This is a genomic window from Nitrosospira sp. Nsp2 (assembly GCF_003050965.1).
In the GTDB taxonomy this organism is placed as follows: domain Bacteria; phylum Pseudomonadota; class Gammaproteobacteria; order Burkholderiales; family Nitrosomonadaceae; genus Nitrosospira.
This window is the reverse complement of sequence record NZ_QAOU01000002.1, coordinates 318,234-335,084: the sequence shown is the minus strand read 5'-3', so window position 1 is coordinate 335,084 and position 16,851 is coordinate 318,234. Positions and strand designations below refer to the sequence as shown.

Here is a 16,851-nt window from a genome sequence, read left to right as displayed (position 1 = left end):
GTTAGTCCAGACTCTTGCGCGTGACGAATCGCGCCAGCCCGAGCAGCAGCACTGCGTAGCCAGCCAGGATGGCGCTATTCTTTAGAATCAGCGGCCACACATTGCCGGCGAGAAACAAGGTCCTGATCAGTTCCATGAAATAGGTAGCGGGCAGAAGCTGACCCACCAGATAAATGACAGTTGGCACGTTGCGCAGGTCGAACAGGAAGCCGGAGAGCATCAAGGCAGGCATGAAGCTGCTAATCAGGGCTATCTGGCTGGCCAGGAACTGGTTTTTCACCGACGAGGAAATGACCAGTCCGAGGCCCAGTGCCACCAGCATATAGAGCATCGAGCTGCCCAGCACGATCAGAAACGAGCCGAACATCGGTACCTGGAACAGGAAGCGTGCGGCGACCAGGCACATGCCCAATCCCAGCATTCCGACCAGAAAATACGGAATGATCTTGGCCAGCAGGATCTCGGTTGGCCGCACTGGCGAAACGAATAATGCCTCCAGAGTGCCGCGTTCCCATTCCCGGGCCATTACCATCGCGGTGAGGAAAGCGCCGACCAGGGTCATGAGCAGCACGATGAGCCCCGGCACCAGGTACCAGGTGCTCGTGTTCGCGGAGTTGAACCACATCCGTTCAACCAGCGTTACAGATCCTGCAGAAACACTGTCCGGGCGCCCTCTCCGGTCGGCAAGGCGTTGGGCCCATTGGCTGATGGTGCTGCTTACATAGCCGCGTATGATCAGGGCGCGGCTGGCCTCGGAGCCATGCACCAGCAGTTGCACCTGGGCATCACCCGCCGCCAGGCGGCGGGAAAAATCATTCGATACCCGCACGATGGCATCCACCCTGCGTGCCAGCATGAGGCGCTCGGCATCATGCATCGAGCTTACCACCACAGGTGATATGTATGCGGAAAGCTCCAGCCCCGCGACGACGTCAGCGGCCATGGGCGATGGGTCTTCGAGCACCACTGCGACAGGCGCGTTCTTAACATCGAGCGACAGTCCATAGCCAAAAATCAGGATGAGGGCGATGGGCAACCCAATACCAATAGCAAGATTGCTTTTGTCACGCAGGAGTTGACGAATCTCCTTGCGGGTTAAAGAGAGAACGCGTTTCCAAAATCCTCTAAATCCTTCGGGGCGACCCCCGTCCGCATCTTCCCGGACAGGCGTCCTTATTTTGCTCATCAGCCTGCTGTCTCCACATGGGTTGCATCCTCTCTCTGCCTCGCGCGTGCAACAATACCGATGAACGCCTGCTCCATGCTCAGTTTGCTATCTTCCCCGCCTGCCTGCCGACGCACCTCCTGGGGGGTGCCGAGCGCAAGCAGTTTGCCTGCATCCTGTATTACGATGCGGTCGCAATACTCAGCTTCTTCCATGAAATGGGTGGTGATGACGATCGTCGTTCCCACCTGTGACAGCGCCGTAATACGGCGCCAGAACGCGCGCCGCTTCAGCGGATCGGTGCCGCTGGTAGGTTCGTCAAGGAACAGGATGTCAGGTTGGTGCAACAGACCGACGGCCATTGCGAGGCGTTGCTTGAATCCACCGGGCAGTTGGCCGCTGGGCGAATTTTCCCTGCCGCCAAGGTCGAATTGCTGAACTACGGTGCGGATGCGGTCACGCAAGCGGGCGCCATGCAAGCCATACGCGCTGCCGAAGAACTCCAGGTTTTCCCGTACCGAGAGGTCGCCGTAGAGAGAGAATTTCTGCGATACGTATCCGATATTGCGCCGCGCAACGGCTCGCGCATGCCGCAGGTCTACCCCGGCGACATGGACGAAACCGCTGCTCGCGGGCAAAAGACCGCACAGCACGCGAAAGGTGGTGGTTTTGCCGGCGCCATTTGGTCCCAGCAAACCAAAAATCTCGCCGCGGCGAACCGAAAACGAGACATGATCCACGGCGACGAATTCGCCAAAGGTGCGCACAAGATCTTTCACCTCAATTGCGATTTCATCCCCAATTCCTGTTGCAGGACGGTGGGTATCCTCCGCTTCGGCATCCGCCGGCGCGATGGTTTCCACCTCCGCATCATGCCATTTTCGCAGCAGGACCATGAACCCGTCCTCAAGACGTGCCTCTGCCGGGAACACCTCGATACCGTCCAGCAAGGCATCCAGCCGCTGCTTGTCCGCATCGGCACGACGGATGAAACGAACGGCGCCAGCCTGGGGAACCGCATCTATAATACTTTCCACCTCATCCAGCAGGCGTGCCTGCAGGATCCGCGGCGGCTGGTCCGCCGGGGGGATGGCGATAAAGCACAGGTGGTTCGCCTGAGCCTGAATATCCGCGGGGGTGCCGCTGGTCAGCAGCCTGCCCTCGTGCAGCACGAACACCCGGGCGCAGCGCTCGGCTTCATCGAGATAGGCGGTAGTGACGAGCACGGTCAGGCGTTCATCGTGAATCATCTGGAGGATAATGTCCCACAGCTCGACGCGGGATAGCGGGTCCACGCCGACGGTCGGCTCATCGAGCAGCAGCAGTTCGGGTGAGCGGACGAGCGTGCAGGCGAGGCCCAGCTTCTGCTTCATCCCACCGGACAGTTTTCCCGCCGGGCGGGAAGTAAAGCGCGCCAGATTGGTCATGTGCAGCAGGCGGCGGTAGCGTTCCTTGCGAGCCTCCTGCGTCACGCCGTGCAGATCCGCATAAAGATCGAGGTTTTCCTGCACGCTCAGGTCTTCATACAGGCCGAAGCGCTGGGGCATATAGCTGATACGGTCCTGAACCGCTTGCGGATCTGCGGCGACATCGATACCCAGAACCTCAAGCCGGCCTTCGTCCGCCTTCATCAGTCCCGCCATCATCCGCAGCAGCGTCGTTTTGCCCGCGCCGTCCGGCCCAACCAAAGCGGTGAGCGTCCCTGCGGGTATTTCGAGAGAGACATCGGTGACGGCGGGCACAGTCTGTCCCGTTTCCTTGACCAGAAAGCGCTTGTGAAGTCCGCTTCCCGCCAGCGCCGCCGTTTCGCTCATCCTTACGTCCTGGGGAGCTGTTTGTCCAGCTGTTTGTCCTCTTGCAGAGGAATATGCACGGTAGCCGGCATGCCTAAACGCAGCCGATCATCGGCATCGTCGACATAGACGCGCACTTCGTATACGAGGCTGGTACGCAACTCTTCAGTCTGGACGGTTTTAGGCGTGAACTCCGCTACGGAGGAAATATAGCCTATGCGTCCCTGGATGGGCCGGTCGGGGTGGCTGTCGATGGTCACGCGAGCGCTCATTCCCGGCTTGATATGGCCCAGATCGACTTCAGTTATGTAGGCGCGCACCCATTTCGGGTCTGTAATCGCCAGCGCATAAACCGGGCGTTCCGGCGAGGCCATATCGCCTGGTTCCAGCAGGCGCGAGCGGATCGTGGCATTGATAGGAGCTTTCAATTCCGCCTGATTGAGGTAATGAATGAACAATGCCAGTTCGGCCCGGGCCACGTTCAGCTGCGCCTGGGCCTGGGAAATGTCCTCGCGGCGCGGACCGATCCGCGCCAGTTGCAAGGCCTTTTTGCGGTTTTCAAGTTGTGCGCGGGCTACGCGCCGGCGGGAACGCGCATTATCAACAGCCTCCTCGCTGACAGCCCCGGAAGAATTGTCGGTTATCTCCCGGAGGCGGGTCCAATGCTGTTCAGCAAGATCCGTCTCGGCCTGCGCGGCACGCACCTCAGCCCTGGCCTGCGCCACCTCCTCCGGACGCGTGCCGTTCTTCAGCCGCAGTAAAACCTGCTCCTGCACCGCGATGCGAGCTTCCGCCTCCGCGATTTGCAGGGTCAGGGCGCGGGTATCCAGGCGCGCGATGACCTGGCCGGCCTCGACGCGGTCGCCTTCCTGCACGCGCATCTCGGCTACCCGTTCGCTGCCGTTGAACGCCAGTGAAACCTGGCGGATATCCACGTTACCGAAGAGTACCAGTGTGGCGGTATCGGCGGGCTGCCGGGTGAAATACCACCCCCCCAGCGCCAGGACGGCCAAGCCGACCACTACAGCAGCCGGTGCGAATCGTTTGAGTCGTTCATCCATAAGGTAAATTGGGCAGTCCCGTTATTGCAGCGCTCCCATGCGCTGATCGTTCGGTTCCGGCTTTATGAGCCCGGAACGCGATTTTATCGAGCTCTGCTGTTTGCGCAAGTCTGTCTGATCAGGCCCCCTCACCGCCCTGCCGCTCGACAATGGCTGTGGCGGCGTCATTCACCGCTACTATTGCAGCGGGAATAGCCGCCGCGTTGCTGGAGGATACCGCCGCGGCGAAGAGGATCAGCGCGGACGCCAGATCAAGCGCCTGCTTGAGGGTGGCGATATGTTGCACCGCCGACTTTGCCGCTTTCACGCTGCACTGCAAATGGACAACCGCGGTCTGGCTATCCATCAGGACAAGTCCGACAGCCGTCGTGTATATGCTGGACGCCATGTTCAACAGGCGAATCTCCCGGCCGTCAAGCACATCCCATTCGGCTTTCGTCAGGCTGGACCGATTCCTGATGCGCCAGTCGCCCAGCAGAATTGCGGCATCCCGAAACTGGTTGCCTAACTCGAACGCATCATCCGGCGTAAGTTTATCCATGGCGCTTTCCCGTATTATCGCGCAACCTCAACGAAATGCCGGTAAGCATACCGAAGTTCATCGATATACGGGCTGAATTGCTTGCTCAGCTCGTCATTACCAATCATGCCCGTATGCTCATGCAGAAACCGGTGCCCGTGCGCGATCTTCTCCAGCACGTCGTCGTACGCCTGGACGCTTCTGAGCCGTGCATCCACGCGCCCGAGCGCATCCGCCCTGGCTTCTCGCGCCAGCGCCATCGCGACAGGTTCCGGAGGGTTATCCGGCGCGAGCATGAAGTTGTCGTAATACCTTGTGACGAGCGTAGATTCAACCTGCAAATCGGCGCCGATACCTTTCGTTACGATTTTGCGGGTAGCCTTGATAATATCCTGCAGAGGCTCATTGCCGTCCCGGATCAGGTTCTTGATCTCATTCTGCCGATAGGTCGCGGTGACAGCCCGCGCGAGCAAGGTCGATAGCGCGCCCACCGCTTCTTTCTCGCCACTGGTAAGCAGTGTCGCCTTGTTGAGACTGGCGCTGAGGTCCTTCAGCGATTTATCGTACGTTCTGATCTCGCCAGTCGTGAGTCCAGCCAACCCCTGCATGTAATCGGCTATCGTTTGCTGAAGTAAATCCAGGCTTGCTTGCTGCGCTTCCCGGCGCGTTTTTTGTGCTTCCAGTTCTGCGTGGTATTCAGGTGGCTGGTATTGCTTGCGTCTGTCCATCGCCGCAATATAGTCTCGCGACAGGGCTTCATGTTCCGTTGCCTTGAATGAAAGCGTCGCGAAGGTTTTTACATCTGTAAAATTCGCGCAACTGGATACCCCCATCGCCAGCAGAAAAATGGCGGCTGCCGGAAAGAAATTTCCTGAACGGAGGGGGCGAGTCATGTTGAATTCCCTGTACTAAATGAACAATTGTCGCGGTGTTGCAATATCGCCGCCCATTCCAGACACTGCCGCATATATTCAGCTCATCATTTCTCGTGGAAAATGCGTATTGCGTGTGGCATGGTCGAGTCTCATGCCCCGTTAACGGAATGTGAAGTAAAAAACTGATATGGTTTCATTCTTCGGGCGGATGGCCGGACGCGGTGCTCATGCATAATTCGCGGTTTTAATAATACTGAAAATCCCGTCCTCATGAGAAGAATTCCTTTGAGCGCCATTGCCCTGGCGGCAAGTCTCGCCATAGCGGCCGCCTGCGCTGCCGCCCAGCCAGGCAATGGGAATGAGCACGGTGGCTTCAGGCTGAACTATATTGGCCACCAACTCGTACCCAACAAAACCCGTTTCAACGGTACCACCATTGGTGGTTTGTCCTCTCTTGACTATGACTCGGCCAGCGACCGTTATATTACGGTCAGCGACGACCGCAGCAACATCAATACCGCCCGGTTTTACCAGCTTTCCCTCGATCTGGCCCTATTCACTCGCTCAGTGGCGCCGGGCATGGAAGGGGTGGTGTTTCACTCCGTAACGACGATCCAGCAACCCGACGGAAGCGCCTTCAAGAGTGGTACGGTCGATCCGGAAGGCCTGCGGTTTGACCGGGCGCGCAACAAGATATACTGGAGCGACGAGGGCCAGCGGGGAATCGTACGCATCAGGAACCCGGCAGTGCGTGAAATGAATCCGGATGGGAGCCACAGCCGCGATTTCAGCGTGCCCTACTACTATTATCCGCGCGGCTCGAGGCTGGGGATATTCCCTGGCGATCGCGGCGTCTACAGTAACCTGGCATTCGAGAGTCTTGCGTTATCGATTGACCGCAATATTCTCTATACAGCCACGGAAAATGGCTTGATTCAAGATGCGCCCCCCGCCAATATTGTTACAGGCTCGCGCTCACGAATTCTGTCCTTTGACATCGCCAGCGGGGCGTCGGGCGCTGAGTACGTCTACAACGTCGATCCGGTTGCATTCATTCCGGCCTCGATCGTGGGATTCGCAACCAATGGTCTTACAGACTTCGTTGCAATTGGAGACCGACAGTTCATCACGATTGAACGCGCTTTCACGCTCGATGCGCTCTTACCCGGCAGCAACTCGACCGGTTATACTATCCACCTTTATTATGCAGATGCGCGAAACGCCACCGATATTTCGGGAATGCCGACAATTGCAGGCTTCAGCGTTATGCCGGTACGGAAAACATTGCTGCTGGATTTATCGGAACTGAAAAACGACGACGGTTCCGCGCTGGCGCAGGGTAACATCGAAGGTATCACGCTGGGGCCGATTTTCAATGGCAAGCGCACCGTCATCCTGGTAGCCGATAATAATTTTTCCCGCAGCCAGTTGACCCAATTTATTGCTTTCGAGATCAGTCCGGAGTGAGATGCCGGTTGGGGGAAGTTTTCCCCTGCTGGTCGCAGGGTTTCCTGTAATCTTGATTCCCGCATTGAAATAACCGGGACATTTCATGAAGAATACCTACGCAGTGCTCGGACTCGGTATTTTCGGATCAACCGTTGCGCTTGAGCTTTCACGGCTGGGCCACGATGTCATAGGGATCGATCTTGACCCCAATCTTGTCAATAATATCGCGGAGAAGATAACTCAGGCCGTCATCGCTGACGCGCAGGATGAGAAGGTGTTACGCGACCTGGGCGTTCACGAGTGCGATGGCGTGGTGATTGCAATTGGAGAAGACATCGAGGCAAATATTCTTGCCACTTTGATCGTCAAAGGGATGCCGAAGCCAAAAGTTTGGGCAAAAGCGCACAATCCCAACCACCATAAGATACTGGAAAAACTGGGCACCGATCATATCGTGCACCCCGAGCATGAAATGGGTCTGCGCCTGGCGCGGGGAATGGTCTATCCCGAGGTGATGGATTACATCAGCTTTGGGGATGACCATTTCGCGGTGCAGGTGCGAGCTTCAGAGCGGCTTGCCGGGCAGAAACTGGATTCCCTGCATCTGGCGGAAAATGATCTTCAATGCTTGCTGATCAAGAATCAGGATCAGGTGTTGAGGCCGCCACCACAGCAGTACGAATTCAGGTGTAACGATAAGATACTGTTATGGGGGACACTGCGCAATCTGCGAAAGATCAGCAAGTACTTATGAAATTCGCATTACTGGGCGACAGGCTGTTTCAGCAGGTCAAAACGCATGTTCTCGGACTGACGCCTCCCCAGGCCCTGGTTCTCTCCTATATCGGTTTGTGTTTCGTTGGCTCGCTGTTGTTGAAGCTGCCTGCGGCCACTCAGATCCCCATTTCCTGGTCGCAGGCTATCTTTACCGCTGTGTCGGCTTCGACCGTGACCGGCCTGGTCGTGGTCGATACTGGCACCCACTTCACCCTGCTGGGCCACTGGATACTGCTTTTCCTGATGCAATGCGGCGGGCTCGGGTTGATGACGTTTGGCATACTCATCATTCACCTGATGAAAGGCCAGCTGGGGCTTAAGCACCGCGCGGCATTGCGTGAAAGCTTCAATCAGAGCGGGCAAGGAGACTTACGCCGGCTTATGTTCTGGGCGGTCGGTTTCACCGCCATCATGGAGTTGCTCGGGACCGCCATGCTGGCCATTCAGTGGGTCCCGGAAATGGGATGGAACCGAGGGCTGTTCTATAGTTTTTTTCATGCCCTTTCCGCCTTCAACAACGCGGGTTTTGCATTAGCGCACGATGGTCTGGTTGCCTATGTTGCCAACCCCCTCGTGAATATCGTGATATCGCTGCTGCTCATCTGTGGGGGAATCGGCTTTGTGGTCGTGGCCGACGTCATCGGCAAAAAGCGTTTCGCGCAATACTCGCTGCACACCAAACTGATGCTGATCGGTACGCTTGCGATCAACCTGGTTGCAATGCTCGTGGTTCTGGTGCTCGAATATGGAAATCCCGCCACTTTGGCCGCATTGCCCGGCTGGGGAGCGAAACTCTGGGCATCCTGGTTCCAGGCTGTGACACCGCGCAGCGCCGGTTATAACACGCTGGATATCGGAGCCCTTCTGCCGTCAACCGCATTTTTTATTACCGGGCTGATGTTTATCGGCGGCGGCAGCGGCTCGACGGCTGGCGGCATTAAACTCAGCACGTTCCTCGTGGTATTGCTCACGACCTGGGCATTTCTAAAAAAGCAGGAACGCCCGGTGGTATTTGGCCGCAGCATCCAGCTGGATATCATCCGTAAATCGCTGGCGATTATCGTCATTTCGCTGCTGTGTGTAACCACCGGCATATTCCTGCTGACCATAACAGAAACGGCGGCTTTCCTGGATCTGGCGTTTGAGGGCGTATCCGCAGCGGCCACGGTCGGGTTGTCGCGGGGAATCACCGCGGATTTATCATTGGCGGGTCAGGCCATCATTGTCATACTGATGGTGATCGGCCGCGTCGGGCCGCTCACTATCGCATTCACGCTGGCTACCACGCGTGGGGAAAGCATTCAGTATCCGTCAGGACAGGTGAGCATTGGATAGCTGGATAACGGCTGGCGCGTGGTCGAACTGCCCCGGGGCTATTCTAATGCTCATCCTGGTGCTTATTCGGTTGTGTGGGGGAGAGATCGTGCGTTCCCCTGGTCGATCACGCCGGGGATATCCCTGGTGGGACGGGAAAATTTACCTTTCAGGTCGTCAACGCCCGATTGTGGCTTGGCATACTGCTTGAGGTCTTCGCGCTGTTTACGCACCTCGGAGGTGTCGATCTTAAGTTTCTTGTCCCGCTTCTCCACCAATCCGGGTATCGCTTCGCCATCCCTGCTGAAAGACCAGCCCAGCATCGGCTCACCCAACGGCAGTGTCGTGCCCAGCTTTCCTTCATGACCGGTGTCCCAGACGTGCCAGGTTTTGCCATAGCTGTTCATTTTTCCTTTCATCAGCGATTTTTCGGCCATGTTCGGAATGCCGGGGGCGATAAGCTGCCCGGAAAGAATTTCGCCATTATGAGGATGCCAGTACTTTTTTTCCTCCTCGGGGAGGCTAGCAAAAAGCTTTTCGGAAATAATGTATTCAATGCCGTTCAGATTCGCGTCCGCGGTATTGCCATCGAACAGCGCGCACTGCGCGAAGTCCTCATTTACCTGATGGCAATAGTGATGGGCCTCCATCTGGTCTTCGGGAGAGTCCTTCATGGGATGGAAGCCTACGAGATAGATATCGAAGCGCTTCAACGGAGAATTGCTCTGTAGAAGTTTCGCGCCTAATTCCAGGACTCTTGTTTTTGGGGTTTTTGTCTCGCCAGCCGGAACGATATCCGGCTCCTTTGACTCTTGCGCGGAGCTTGCCGGTGCAAGAGCGATCAGCATCAGTCCTGTCAGCAAGGCGTACCCCGTCGAAAAACTTCCATTCAGCTTATGCATATCCCCTCCTGGGTAAGCTTGCGGGAAACCATTCTACGGATAGTGCCGCGCTTTTCGGTACGCTAACGCACACGGTATGCTTGCAACTACCGTCGCAGTACCGCACAAAGCCACGCCATATCGGAACATGGCGTGGCATTCAGTCAATAACTGACCTCCGGTTGGCGAGCTAGTCTGCTCCGCCTCCACCCGACGAAAATTTATCGAGGTATTTTTTGATGATGACCTTCCCCGGTACTTTATCCGCCTGGCTGAAGACAACATAATTGATGAGGCCGTGCACCGCCATGGCGATCAGCAATCCCTCGAATATTCCTACCTTATAGACCAGCAAGCCGCAGACGGTGGCAAGGATCATTGCGTATTGCCCGTAATGCGCCACGTGCCAAAGCCCCATGATCATTTTCCAGCCCGAGAAAATCATGATCGCGGCCAGCGAAAACTTGGGCAGATACTCCAGGTACTGCGAGTTCAGGACGAAGAACGCGACCACGACCCCGACCACGAGGACCGAGAATTTGGTCATCGCGCCGGCCAGCTTATTCGTCGTACTTTTTGCCAGTCCGTCGAGGTTGGTCATGCCGCCAAAGAAGCTGGAGCCCATGTTTGCTATCCAGATGGCCAGCAGGCTGTTGTTGGTATTGCACTTGCGCCCCAGCGGATCGATTTTCTCGATTGCTGCATTGCTCATCACCTGCTCGATGACGTCGATCACGGCCAGCATGGCGGCAAAGCCAATTACGTACACCCAGGTCAGCGTGCTATCGAAATGTGGCAGCGGCAGCGCCAGCAGAAGCTCCACGTCATCCACATGCAGCATCGGGACCGGCAGGAATTGCGCCAGCACAATGCTCGCACCGATCAGGAGGAAATAAGGCACGGCCGGCTTCGTGTCCTTGAATTTGGAGAACAAGTAAACAAAGGTGGCAAAACCGACCAGGGAAATAAGGGCCATCTGTATCCGTGCGCCGTTCCAGAATGCATCAGCCGCTTCCTGCTCGGCTGGTATCTCGTAAGTGAAGGTCAGGAACTTCAGCGCAATTTTCAAGCCGACGCCTGCCAGCAGTCCTTCGACGAGATAGCTGGGCACCGCCAGCAAAATGTACTTTTGCCAGTTGAACTTCCATATCATTGCCTGCATCGCGGCAGTAAGAAAAATGACAAAGGCCATGTTTTCCATGCCGAAACTCGCCACACCCATGGCGAGCACAGGCGCGAGGCCTGCGGCAACCCCAGGCGCGCCGATATAGTTCCCGGGCCTGATAAAAGCGTTAATCCAGCCGATGAAACAGGCAAAGGCGACGGTTGCGAGGGCAACCTTGATGGGGTAGTCGGACATCAATGCAATGCCGACAGACAGGGGAATCGCCATTGCGCCGGTGATGATGCCAGCTTGTACGTCGCGGGCAAGGTACTTGGCTTCAAACGCGGCCGACGCCGGCTTAATGCCCGAGAGCGATCCCGCACTTCCAGCGCTGTGGGCGGCGAGGTCGCCGTGAGCCGCCGACGGAGGCTCGTTGTGGTGCTTGGTTTCAGACATGTGGATTATTCCTTCCGAATTTGGCTATTGCTGGTTTGTTGCAATCTTGCCGGGAGTTGCAAAAGGCTTTCGTTATCAGTCCTGCCTGGTACCCCGCAAGTCTCTTCATTTTTTCCCCCTCTTTTGTGTCCCTTCAGTGGACTGGGCAGAATCGCGTGTCCTGGCGGAGGTGCTGCGCTTCGGTTTTGTGTAGCCGGGATTGATCTCGGTGTCATCCCCAAAGGAATCATTAGCCATGTTGGTATCTGGGCGGACAAAGTCCACGCTTGCGCAAAACTGTATTGCGTCCGGCTCCGCCCCGGTGGTTCGGATAGGATGTTCCGGAGCTTCCGCGCGGGCAGCGGGCGACGCGCGCGACAGCGCCGACACTTCGTTGCGCGCACGCTCCGCGTGCAATTCGGAAAGCACATCAGCGACCCGTTGGCGATCCGCGTCGAGGTCCTGCTTAAGTTGTTGAAACGATACGGCCATGCGTTCCAGCGCGGGTTGAGCCATTAGCATGAATTCGGAAATCACACCACTCATGCTTTGCCCGCTCGCAGCGCTGATCTTGCGCAGAATAGCGTGTTGCTCCTCGGTAAGCGTTACGGTTATACGCGGCTTGGATGTGGGCATAGTTGCTCTCCTGATAAGTTTTCTCTGCGTCAATGTGATGCACCAGATTCTGGTGATGCACCTGATGTACAAAAGGCTAGTGCATCACCTTGGGCAGTCAATAAGATAATTCCAAGGGCGAGCCGAGCGACCGGGTGACGGCTTCGAACGGCTTTGCTCGGCGCCTCGTTCAGCCAGCTACGGCTAAGCGCGGATCAGAGGCGACGTGGTGGAATTAACGCATTAAAGAACGTACGGTTGACAAAGATGTGAAGTTTTCGTGAAAAAAACGTGAATATGGCTGCGGCGGAATGATGGGGACAGCGGCGGCCGCGGTGGTGCGCCGACTTTGCCGCTGAGTAATTGCCGTTCAGGATCATGACGGCCTTCAGCGGCCGCTAATGAAAAAAAGGGGGGGTGCCCTGGCAACGAAACACCCCCCAGGCACAAGCGCGGGGTTACGCTGAAGCAAAGCCCGAGGCGGTACTGTTGGCAGCGGTCGCGGCGGCGGTATTGCTGCTGACACAGGTATTCACGAATGAAGCTCTCTCATTGGGAAAGCGAAGTTGAGGGTGGTGACGGGTCTGGTTGTCGTAACCGTTACGGGGTGGCCAATCTTGGTCAATTGCGAAAGCTTGACGCAGAAATCAGATAAGGTGTTCCAACTGGCTGCGGCCGAGGGCATCGCCACCAGATCGCCGATCTGGTGTGGCGTCGCACCTGCATAAATCGCGTTAATGACCTGGCCGACCTTGGTTTGTTCGGCCTCCCACATCGCCGCAATCGGTGGCATCTGGCTATTCATCTCCAGCATGCTTTTATCGAAGTTGTCGATCAACTGGGAAACTGCCTTGCTTATGGCGGCGGCTTGCGCGTTTTCCGACATATTAACCCGCAATCTCACGATCCTGCCGATCGTTTGATCAATCTCTTTATTAGTGACGATAAGATCATAAGTCATCTTGCCGACGGTAAACAGCAGGCCCGCGATCGCCAGGTAAGGAACCTCGACGCCTGCTGCGGAAACCACGGTATAGCGGATGGTGACCGAAGACTGAATGAAGTTTTTGCCGGCCGAGATTTCCGCGCTCGACAGGGTTCCTCCAAGCCTGTTGAACTGATCTTGAAGTGCCGTGACTTGCGTGGCGAGGTCGGTCATGGCTTGCTCTTCGCTGGCCAGGCTGTTCCATGCAGTCGCAATACTGGCGTCGAGTGCCTGCCGAATATTGTTGAGATTATTGATCTGCAAGGTAAACTGACCTTCTGCGGCGCGTGTCACATTTTTTCCCGTAGCGAGCGCCGCGCTCATCGTATTCAATATGTCCATCCAGGCGTCCTTGTCATCGCCAACGCTGGACGCAACCTGAGCAAAGCGGGAAAACAAGGTGGCATAGTTTATAAACTGGTTTAAGACCGGAGTCCAAATATCTAATTTCTCTGCCTGCCATTGCTCCCCCGCTTGGCTCAGGAGCTCAATGCTCTGTCGGGCAGCGGCCGCCCACGGGGGATTCGGACTCAGTCTCCCTACCCTCGTATTCATACTGGCAAAGGCAAAAGCGTCCACTTGGCGAATGATGGAGTACCCTCGGGCCAGCTGGTCAGTCGCGTTATTGACATTTGGGCTTAGCATTTTTCCCCCCCCGGGAATTTGGATGTGCCCTTTTGGGGCAGAAAGCATGTATGAACCGGTACACCCCTGTAATCGATCCTAAGAATTGGCATTACAGAGTTTCCAAGCCAGATGAGGCGGACGAGACTGGAGCAGCACGAGCGCCGCTGCGTAAAAATGCCGTGCCTCAACCGTCTTTAACGAGCATTTTTTGCTGCTCGTTGCCCACTCGTATCTAACGGCAAGGTCATGAAAATACTTGAATGGAATTTTACGAAGGCAGTTGAATATTTGTGACTGATCAGCTGTATGGACCAGTTGGGGGGATTAAAGGCCTAAAGGAAGGTCTAAAGGCTAAAAGAAATTCGAGTGGTGGCGATGATCAACGTCACAACGAATCATGTCTGAAGGAAGGCAGCCTCTTACCGCAGTTTTTCTAAAACGTGTAACTCGCGTTCAACCCCACCATATAGTTCCGTCCCGGCGAGGGCTCATAAAAGCGCCCATTGGCTTCATTCACAATTACTGCTCCGGCATAACGGGTTCCGGTAATATTGTCCACGCGCGCGAACCCGCTGATCTTCCACGCGCCGATCTGACGCGAGTACGCCACCCGGACATTGGCAATGGCGTATGCCTTTGCGGCTTCAGAATTGATGTCGTTTACAAAAATACGGTCCCGATAGATTGCCTCCACCGCGGCCGAGAATCCTGGCAAGCCACGCCGCCAGGCCAACTCTCCGAAGGCGGTATTGCGTGGCACGCCCGGCAGGAAATTTCCCTCTGCGACCGTTACCGTGGCCCCCGCCGCACCGGCGCGATAGCTGTATTGATCCAGAAAGACCGCGTCCAGATAGGTATAAGACACAAAGGCCGACAGATCACGCTGGAAATACGCATCCAGGGAGAGCTCCACGCCGCGTCGTCGCGTATCGGAAGCGTTCTGAAAAGTCGCCCGCCCGCCAGAATTCGTGGCTGGCACAATCTCGCCATTCACATGGGTTTCGAAAAGCGCCAGGTTGATGCGCGTGCTGTTCGTTGCCAGCCATTTGAACCCTGCCTCGAAGTTATTGCTTTTGCTCGGCTGGAGCGCGAAATTGAGGCCGCCGACGCCGTCGGGCCGATAGGCAAGCTCGACGAAAGTGGGCGTCTCGAAGCCTTGCCCGGCGCTGGCGTAGAGATTGAGAGTGGGAGTCGCTTTATACAAGAGCCCCAGTACCGGCGTGATCTTGCGAAAAGTAATCCTGCCGCTGTCGTCCGCATTGCCTGCGCGGATAAAAAAATCTTTGGACCTGAATTTCACTTCGGTATTGCGCACACCGGCGGAAAGCGACCAGGCGGGAGTAAATTGCCACTCGGCCTGCGCGTACTGACTGAAGCTCGTCACTGTGTTGTCTTCGTTACGCCGAATAGTGCCGTGCACGCCCAATGTGTCCCCGGAAAAATTTTCGAAACCTTTGCGTCGTTCCCCCATGGCATCGTATTCGATTGCCGCGGTCAGCGTGAACGGACGGGGGCCAATGCTGCGATGCGTCCATCTCAATCCCAGACCGCCGAACTCGCGATCAAGATCCACTACCCCGCCCGAGTTTGTCTGCGGGATCTGCGCGCCTCGAGGCACTGCCAAAAACTGTTCCACTTGCCGGGTTCCCGCATAACCGATCAGTTTGATCGAGCTTGTTGCGGAAAACTTGTGCTCATAAACGAGCCCCCCCTGGGTATTGTCAATGCTCTTGCGGGTATTGAAAGCAATCGCGCCGGTACCCGCCTGTCGCGGGTCCGCCATCATTTGCGCGCGTGTCAGCCCGAGCGGGTCCTGGGTATTGCCCTGGTGAAGTTCGTTAAACACCAGCGTAAGCGTGTCATTGTTGGTAAATCGATAGGTGAGCTTTGCGTTGGCCTGGTACCGTGTGGCGGAGCTGTGTTCGCGGTAGCCATCGGTCTGGAAACGGGAGATATCCACGATGTAATTGAAAGGTCCAGGGAGTGGGTTGCCGTCGGATCCCTTTGTTCCACCAAGTGTTCCGCCCAGCTTGATCTCGCCTCGGCTGGTGCCAAAGCTGCCGCCGAGCAACGAGCCGGACAGCATCGTTCCCGATGGCCCGTCCTCGGTAAACGCCTGGATTACGCCGCCTGAAGCATTTCCATGGATCGCGGAAAAAGGACCGCGCAGAACTTCGATGCGTTGGACCGAGCCGAGGTTGATATTGGCCGCCTGGCCCTGCCCGTCCGGCATTGTGGCGGGGATGTCATCGACAATCATCCGAACGCCGCGAATCCCGAAAGTGGAGCGCGCGCCGAATCCGCGGCTTGAGACCTGCAGATCCTGGGCGTAATTTTGTCGGTTTAGAATGACCAACCCCGGCACTCGGGATAACGCTTCGGAGAGATTCACACGTGGCTGGCTGTCCTGGATCACCAGCCCCTCCACCACATCGACCGACATGGGCAGAGAGAAGCTCGATTGCTCGACACGGGTGCCGCTGACCACGACCGGGCGGAGCGTGACCGGGGCGCCGCCCGGAGGGGAAATTGCCTGCGCGAACGAGGAATCCGTTCCGGATATCAGGATTGATGGCGCTATTGCCGCTGTGGCAAGCATCGAGGTCAATGTCTTCAAAGATCTTGCTTCCCCGGACTTGTAACGTCGGAATGGCGACATCGAACGGGGCGCGCTCAACCCCCTTTTCGAAACTACAGTTGGCTACGGTAACTCAACTCGCTGAACTCCATGAAAGCCGTAAAACGGACCCCGATGGGCGTCTTTGCTATTCAGATACCGCTATATTATCGCTCTAATAGCCCTGACCGCCGGGCATGGTTCCCGCGGGCGGAACTAAGACAGGAGAGGGAGAAGAAGAGCTGCGTTCTACTTTTTGCCTGCCGGCGGTGGCATCCTGGTTTACTTTTTCGATAGCTTCGTTTATCCGCGCCTGTTCAGCGGTTGCCCCCTTATTAACTGCTGTGCTGTCGGCATTCGCCTCTTTCACCATGCAGTCGTGATACGCCTGTAGCTGCTTCTGCCACTCATTGATTGTGCCGATGCTTTTGTTGAACGCCTCCGCAGTGCTCGAATCGATGATGGGTTTCTGCGGCAATGCTCCACACCCGGTTGGCGCCCATCCTTCCGGACCGAGGACGCCGGCCTGGGCCGTGAATGCCGCAGCATATCCAAATAATGCGGCAACAAAAATAACCGGTCTCATGATAGATCCTCCTTTTAGGTGGTTTTAGCCATTTTAACCTATCGGG

At 56.6% G+C, this 16,851-nt stretch carries 14 protein-coding genes; 3 read left to right on the top strand and 11 right to left on the bottom strand.

The window, feature by feature from the left end; translation table 11 throughout:
* Nucleotide 1 precedes the first annotated feature (1 nt).
* The 5 genes from C8R31_RS05690 to C8R31_RS05670 form a co-directional block, all read right to left on the bottom strand.
* Nucleotides 2–1,186: an ABC transporter permease gene (locus tag C8R31_RS05690; protein WP_107693092.1), complete on the bottom strand. Its 1,185-nt coding sequence runs from the start codon at nucleotides 1,184–1,186 to the stop codon at nucleotides 2–4.
* Entirely contained in the window at nucleotides 1,186–2,979 is a 1,794-nt protein-coding gene (locus C8R31_RS05685; RefSeq protein ID WP_107693091.1) for an ATP-binding cassette domain-containing protein, read from the bottom strand. The genes C8R31_RS05690 and C8R31_RS05685 overlap by 1 nt, the downstream gene beginning before the upstream one ends.
* Before the next feature lie 2 nt (nucleotides 2,980–2,981).
* Complete coding sequence (locus C8R31_RS05680; RefSeq protein ID WP_107693090.1) at nucleotides 2,982–4,019, bottom strand: HlyD family efflux transporter periplasmic adaptor subunit; 1,038 nt, start codon at nucleotides 4,017–4,019, stop codon at nucleotides 2,982–2,984.
* A 118-nt stretch (nucleotides 4,020–4,137) separates the two neighbouring features.
* Nucleotides 4,138–4,560, bottom strand: coding sequence for a hypothetical protein (locus C8R31_RS05675; protein ID WP_107693089.1), 423 nt, complete (start codon nucleotides 4,558–4,560; stop codon nucleotides 4,138–4,140).
* Between the two features lie 14 nt (nucleotides 4,561–4,574).
* Complete coding sequence (locus C8R31_RS05670) at nucleotides 4,575–5,432, bottom strand: hypothetical protein (RefSeq protein WP_107693088.1); 858 nt, start codon at nucleotides 5,430–5,432, stop codon at nucleotides 4,575–4,577.
* Between the two features lie 252 nt (nucleotides 5,433–5,684).
* On the opposite strand from C8R31_RS05670, the gene C8R31_RS05665 reads away from it, so the two are divergent.
* The 3 genes from C8R31_RS05665 to C8R31_RS05655 all read left to right on the top strand — a co-directional run bounded on the left by C8R31_RS05665 (nucleotide 5,685) and on the right by C8R31_RS05655 (nucleotide 8,975).
* Nucleotides 5,685–6,881: an esterase-like activity of phytase family protein gene (locus tag C8R31_RS05665; RefSeq protein WP_107693087.1), complete on the top strand. Its 1,197-nt coding sequence runs from the start codon at nucleotides 5,685–5,687 to the stop codon at nucleotides 6,879–6,881.
* An 85-nt stretch (nucleotides 6,882–6,966) separates the two neighbouring features.
* Nucleotides 6,967–7,617, top strand: coding sequence for a TrkA family potassium uptake protein (locus tag C8R31_RS05660; protein WP_107693086.1), 651 nt, complete (start codon nucleotides 6,967–6,969; stop codon nucleotides 7,615–7,617).
* On the top strand, nucleotides 7,614–8,975 hold the full coding sequence (locus tag C8R31_RS05655) for a TrkH family potassium uptake protein (RefSeq protein WP_107693085.1): 1,362 nt from the start codon (nucleotides 7,614–7,616) through the stop codon (nucleotides 8,973–8,975). Before C8R31_RS05660 ends, C8R31_RS05655 begins: the two co-directional genes overlap by 4 nt.
* 62 nt (nucleotides 8,976–9,037) lie before the next feature.
* On the opposite strand, the gene C8R31_RS05650 is transcribed toward C8R31_RS05655, so the two are convergent.
* The 6 genes from C8R31_RS05650 to C8R31_RS05625 form a co-directional block, all read right to left on the bottom strand.
* Nucleotides 9,038–9,856 carry an OBAP family protein gene (locus C8R31_RS05650; RefSeq protein ID WP_107693084.1) on the bottom strand — a complete coding sequence of 273 codons (819 nt, stop codon included), beginning with the start codon at nucleotides 9,854–9,856 and terminating at the stop codon, nucleotides 9,038–9,040.
* 169 nt (nucleotides 9,857–10,025) lie between these two features.
* Nucleotides 10,026–11,396, bottom strand: coding sequence for a SulP family inorganic anion transporter (locus tag C8R31_RS05645; RefSeq protein ID WP_107693083.1), 1,371 nt, complete (start codon nucleotides 11,394–11,396; stop codon nucleotides 10,026–10,028).
* Between the two features lie 105 nt (nucleotides 11,397–11,501).
* Complete coding sequence (locus C8R31_RS05640) at nucleotides 11,502–12,011, bottom strand: hypothetical protein (protein WP_107693082.1); 510 nt, start codon at nucleotides 12,009–12,011, stop codon at nucleotides 11,502–11,504.
* Between the two features lie 511 nt (nucleotides 12,012–12,522).
* Nucleotides 12,523–13,620: a hypothetical protein gene (locus tag C8R31_RS05635; protein ID WP_107693081.1), complete on the bottom strand. Its 1,098-nt coding sequence runs from the start codon at nucleotides 13,618–13,620 to the stop codon at nucleotides 12,523–12,525.
* Nucleotides 13,621–14,035: 415 nt separating this feature from the next.
* Entirely contained in the window at nucleotides 14,036–16,219 is a 2,184-nt protein-coding gene (locus C8R31_RS05630) for a TonB-dependent receptor (RefSeq protein ID WP_258192569.1), read from the bottom strand.
* Between the two features lie 175 nt (nucleotides 16,220–16,394).
* Nucleotides 16,395–16,805, bottom strand: coding sequence for a hypothetical protein (locus C8R31_RS05625; RefSeq protein ID WP_107693079.1), 411 nt, complete (start codon nucleotides 16,803–16,805; stop codon nucleotides 16,395–16,397).
* Between the last annotated feature and the right edge of the window lie 46 nt (nucleotides 16,806–16,851).

What these genes read in the sequence shown, in the direction of transcription:
- C8R31_RS05650 (WP_107693084.1), bottom strand. Translation starts at nt 9,856, where the DNA reads ATGCATAAGCTGAATGGAAGTTTTTCGACGGGGTACGCCTTGCTGACA.
- C8R31_RS05675 (WP_107693089.1), bottom strand. Translation starts at nt 4,560, where the DNA reads ATGGATAAACTTACGCCGGATGATGCGTTCGAGTTAGGCAACCAGTTT.
- C8R31_RS05655 (WP_107693085.1), top strand. Translation starts at nt 7,614, where the DNA reads ATGAAATTCGCATTACTGGGCGACAGGCTGTTTCAGCAGGTCAAAACG.
- C8R31_RS05625 (WP_107693079.1), bottom strand. Translation starts at nt 16,805, where the DNA reads ATGAGACCGGTTATTTTTGTTGCCGCATTATTTGGATATGCTGCGGCA.
- C8R31_RS05690 (WP_107693092.1), bottom strand. Translation starts at nt 1,186, where the DNA reads ATGAGCAAAATAAGGACGCCTGTCCGGGAAGATGCGGACGGGGGTCGC.
- C8R31_RS05665 (WP_107693087.1), top strand. Translation starts at nt 5,685, where the DNA reads ATGAGAAGAATTCCTTTGAGCGCCATTGCCCTGGCGGCAAGTCTCGCC.
- C8R31_RS05670 (WP_107693088.1), bottom strand. Translation starts at nt 5,432, where the DNA reads ATGACTCGCCCCCTCCGTTCAGGAAATTTCTTTCCGGCAGCCGCCATT.
- C8R31_RS05645 (WP_107693083.1), bottom strand. Translation starts at nt 11,396, where the DNA reads ATGTCTGAAACCAAGCACCACAACGAGCCTCCGTCGGCGGCTCACGGC.
- C8R31_RS05680 (WP_107693090.1), bottom strand. Translation starts at nt 4,019, where the DNA reads ATGGATGAACGACTCAAACGATTCGCACCGGCTGCTGTAGTGGTCGGC.
- C8R31_RS05660 (WP_107693086.1), top strand. Translation starts at nt 6,967, where the DNA reads ATGAAGAATACCTACGCAGTGCTCGGACTCGGTATTTTCGGATCAACC.
- C8R31_RS05640 (WP_107693082.1), bottom strand. Translation starts at nt 12,011, where the DNA reads ATGCCCACATCCAAGCCGCGTATAACCGTAACGCTTACCGAGGAGCAA.
- C8R31_RS05685 (WP_107693091.1), bottom strand. Translation starts at nt 2,979, where the DNA reads ATGAGCGAAACGGCGGCGCTGGCGGGAAGCGGACTTCACAAGCGCTTT.
- C8R31_RS05635 (WP_107693081.1), bottom strand. Translation starts at nt 13,620, where the DNA reads ATGCTAAGCCCAAATGTCAATAACGCGACTGACCAGCTGGCCCGAGGG.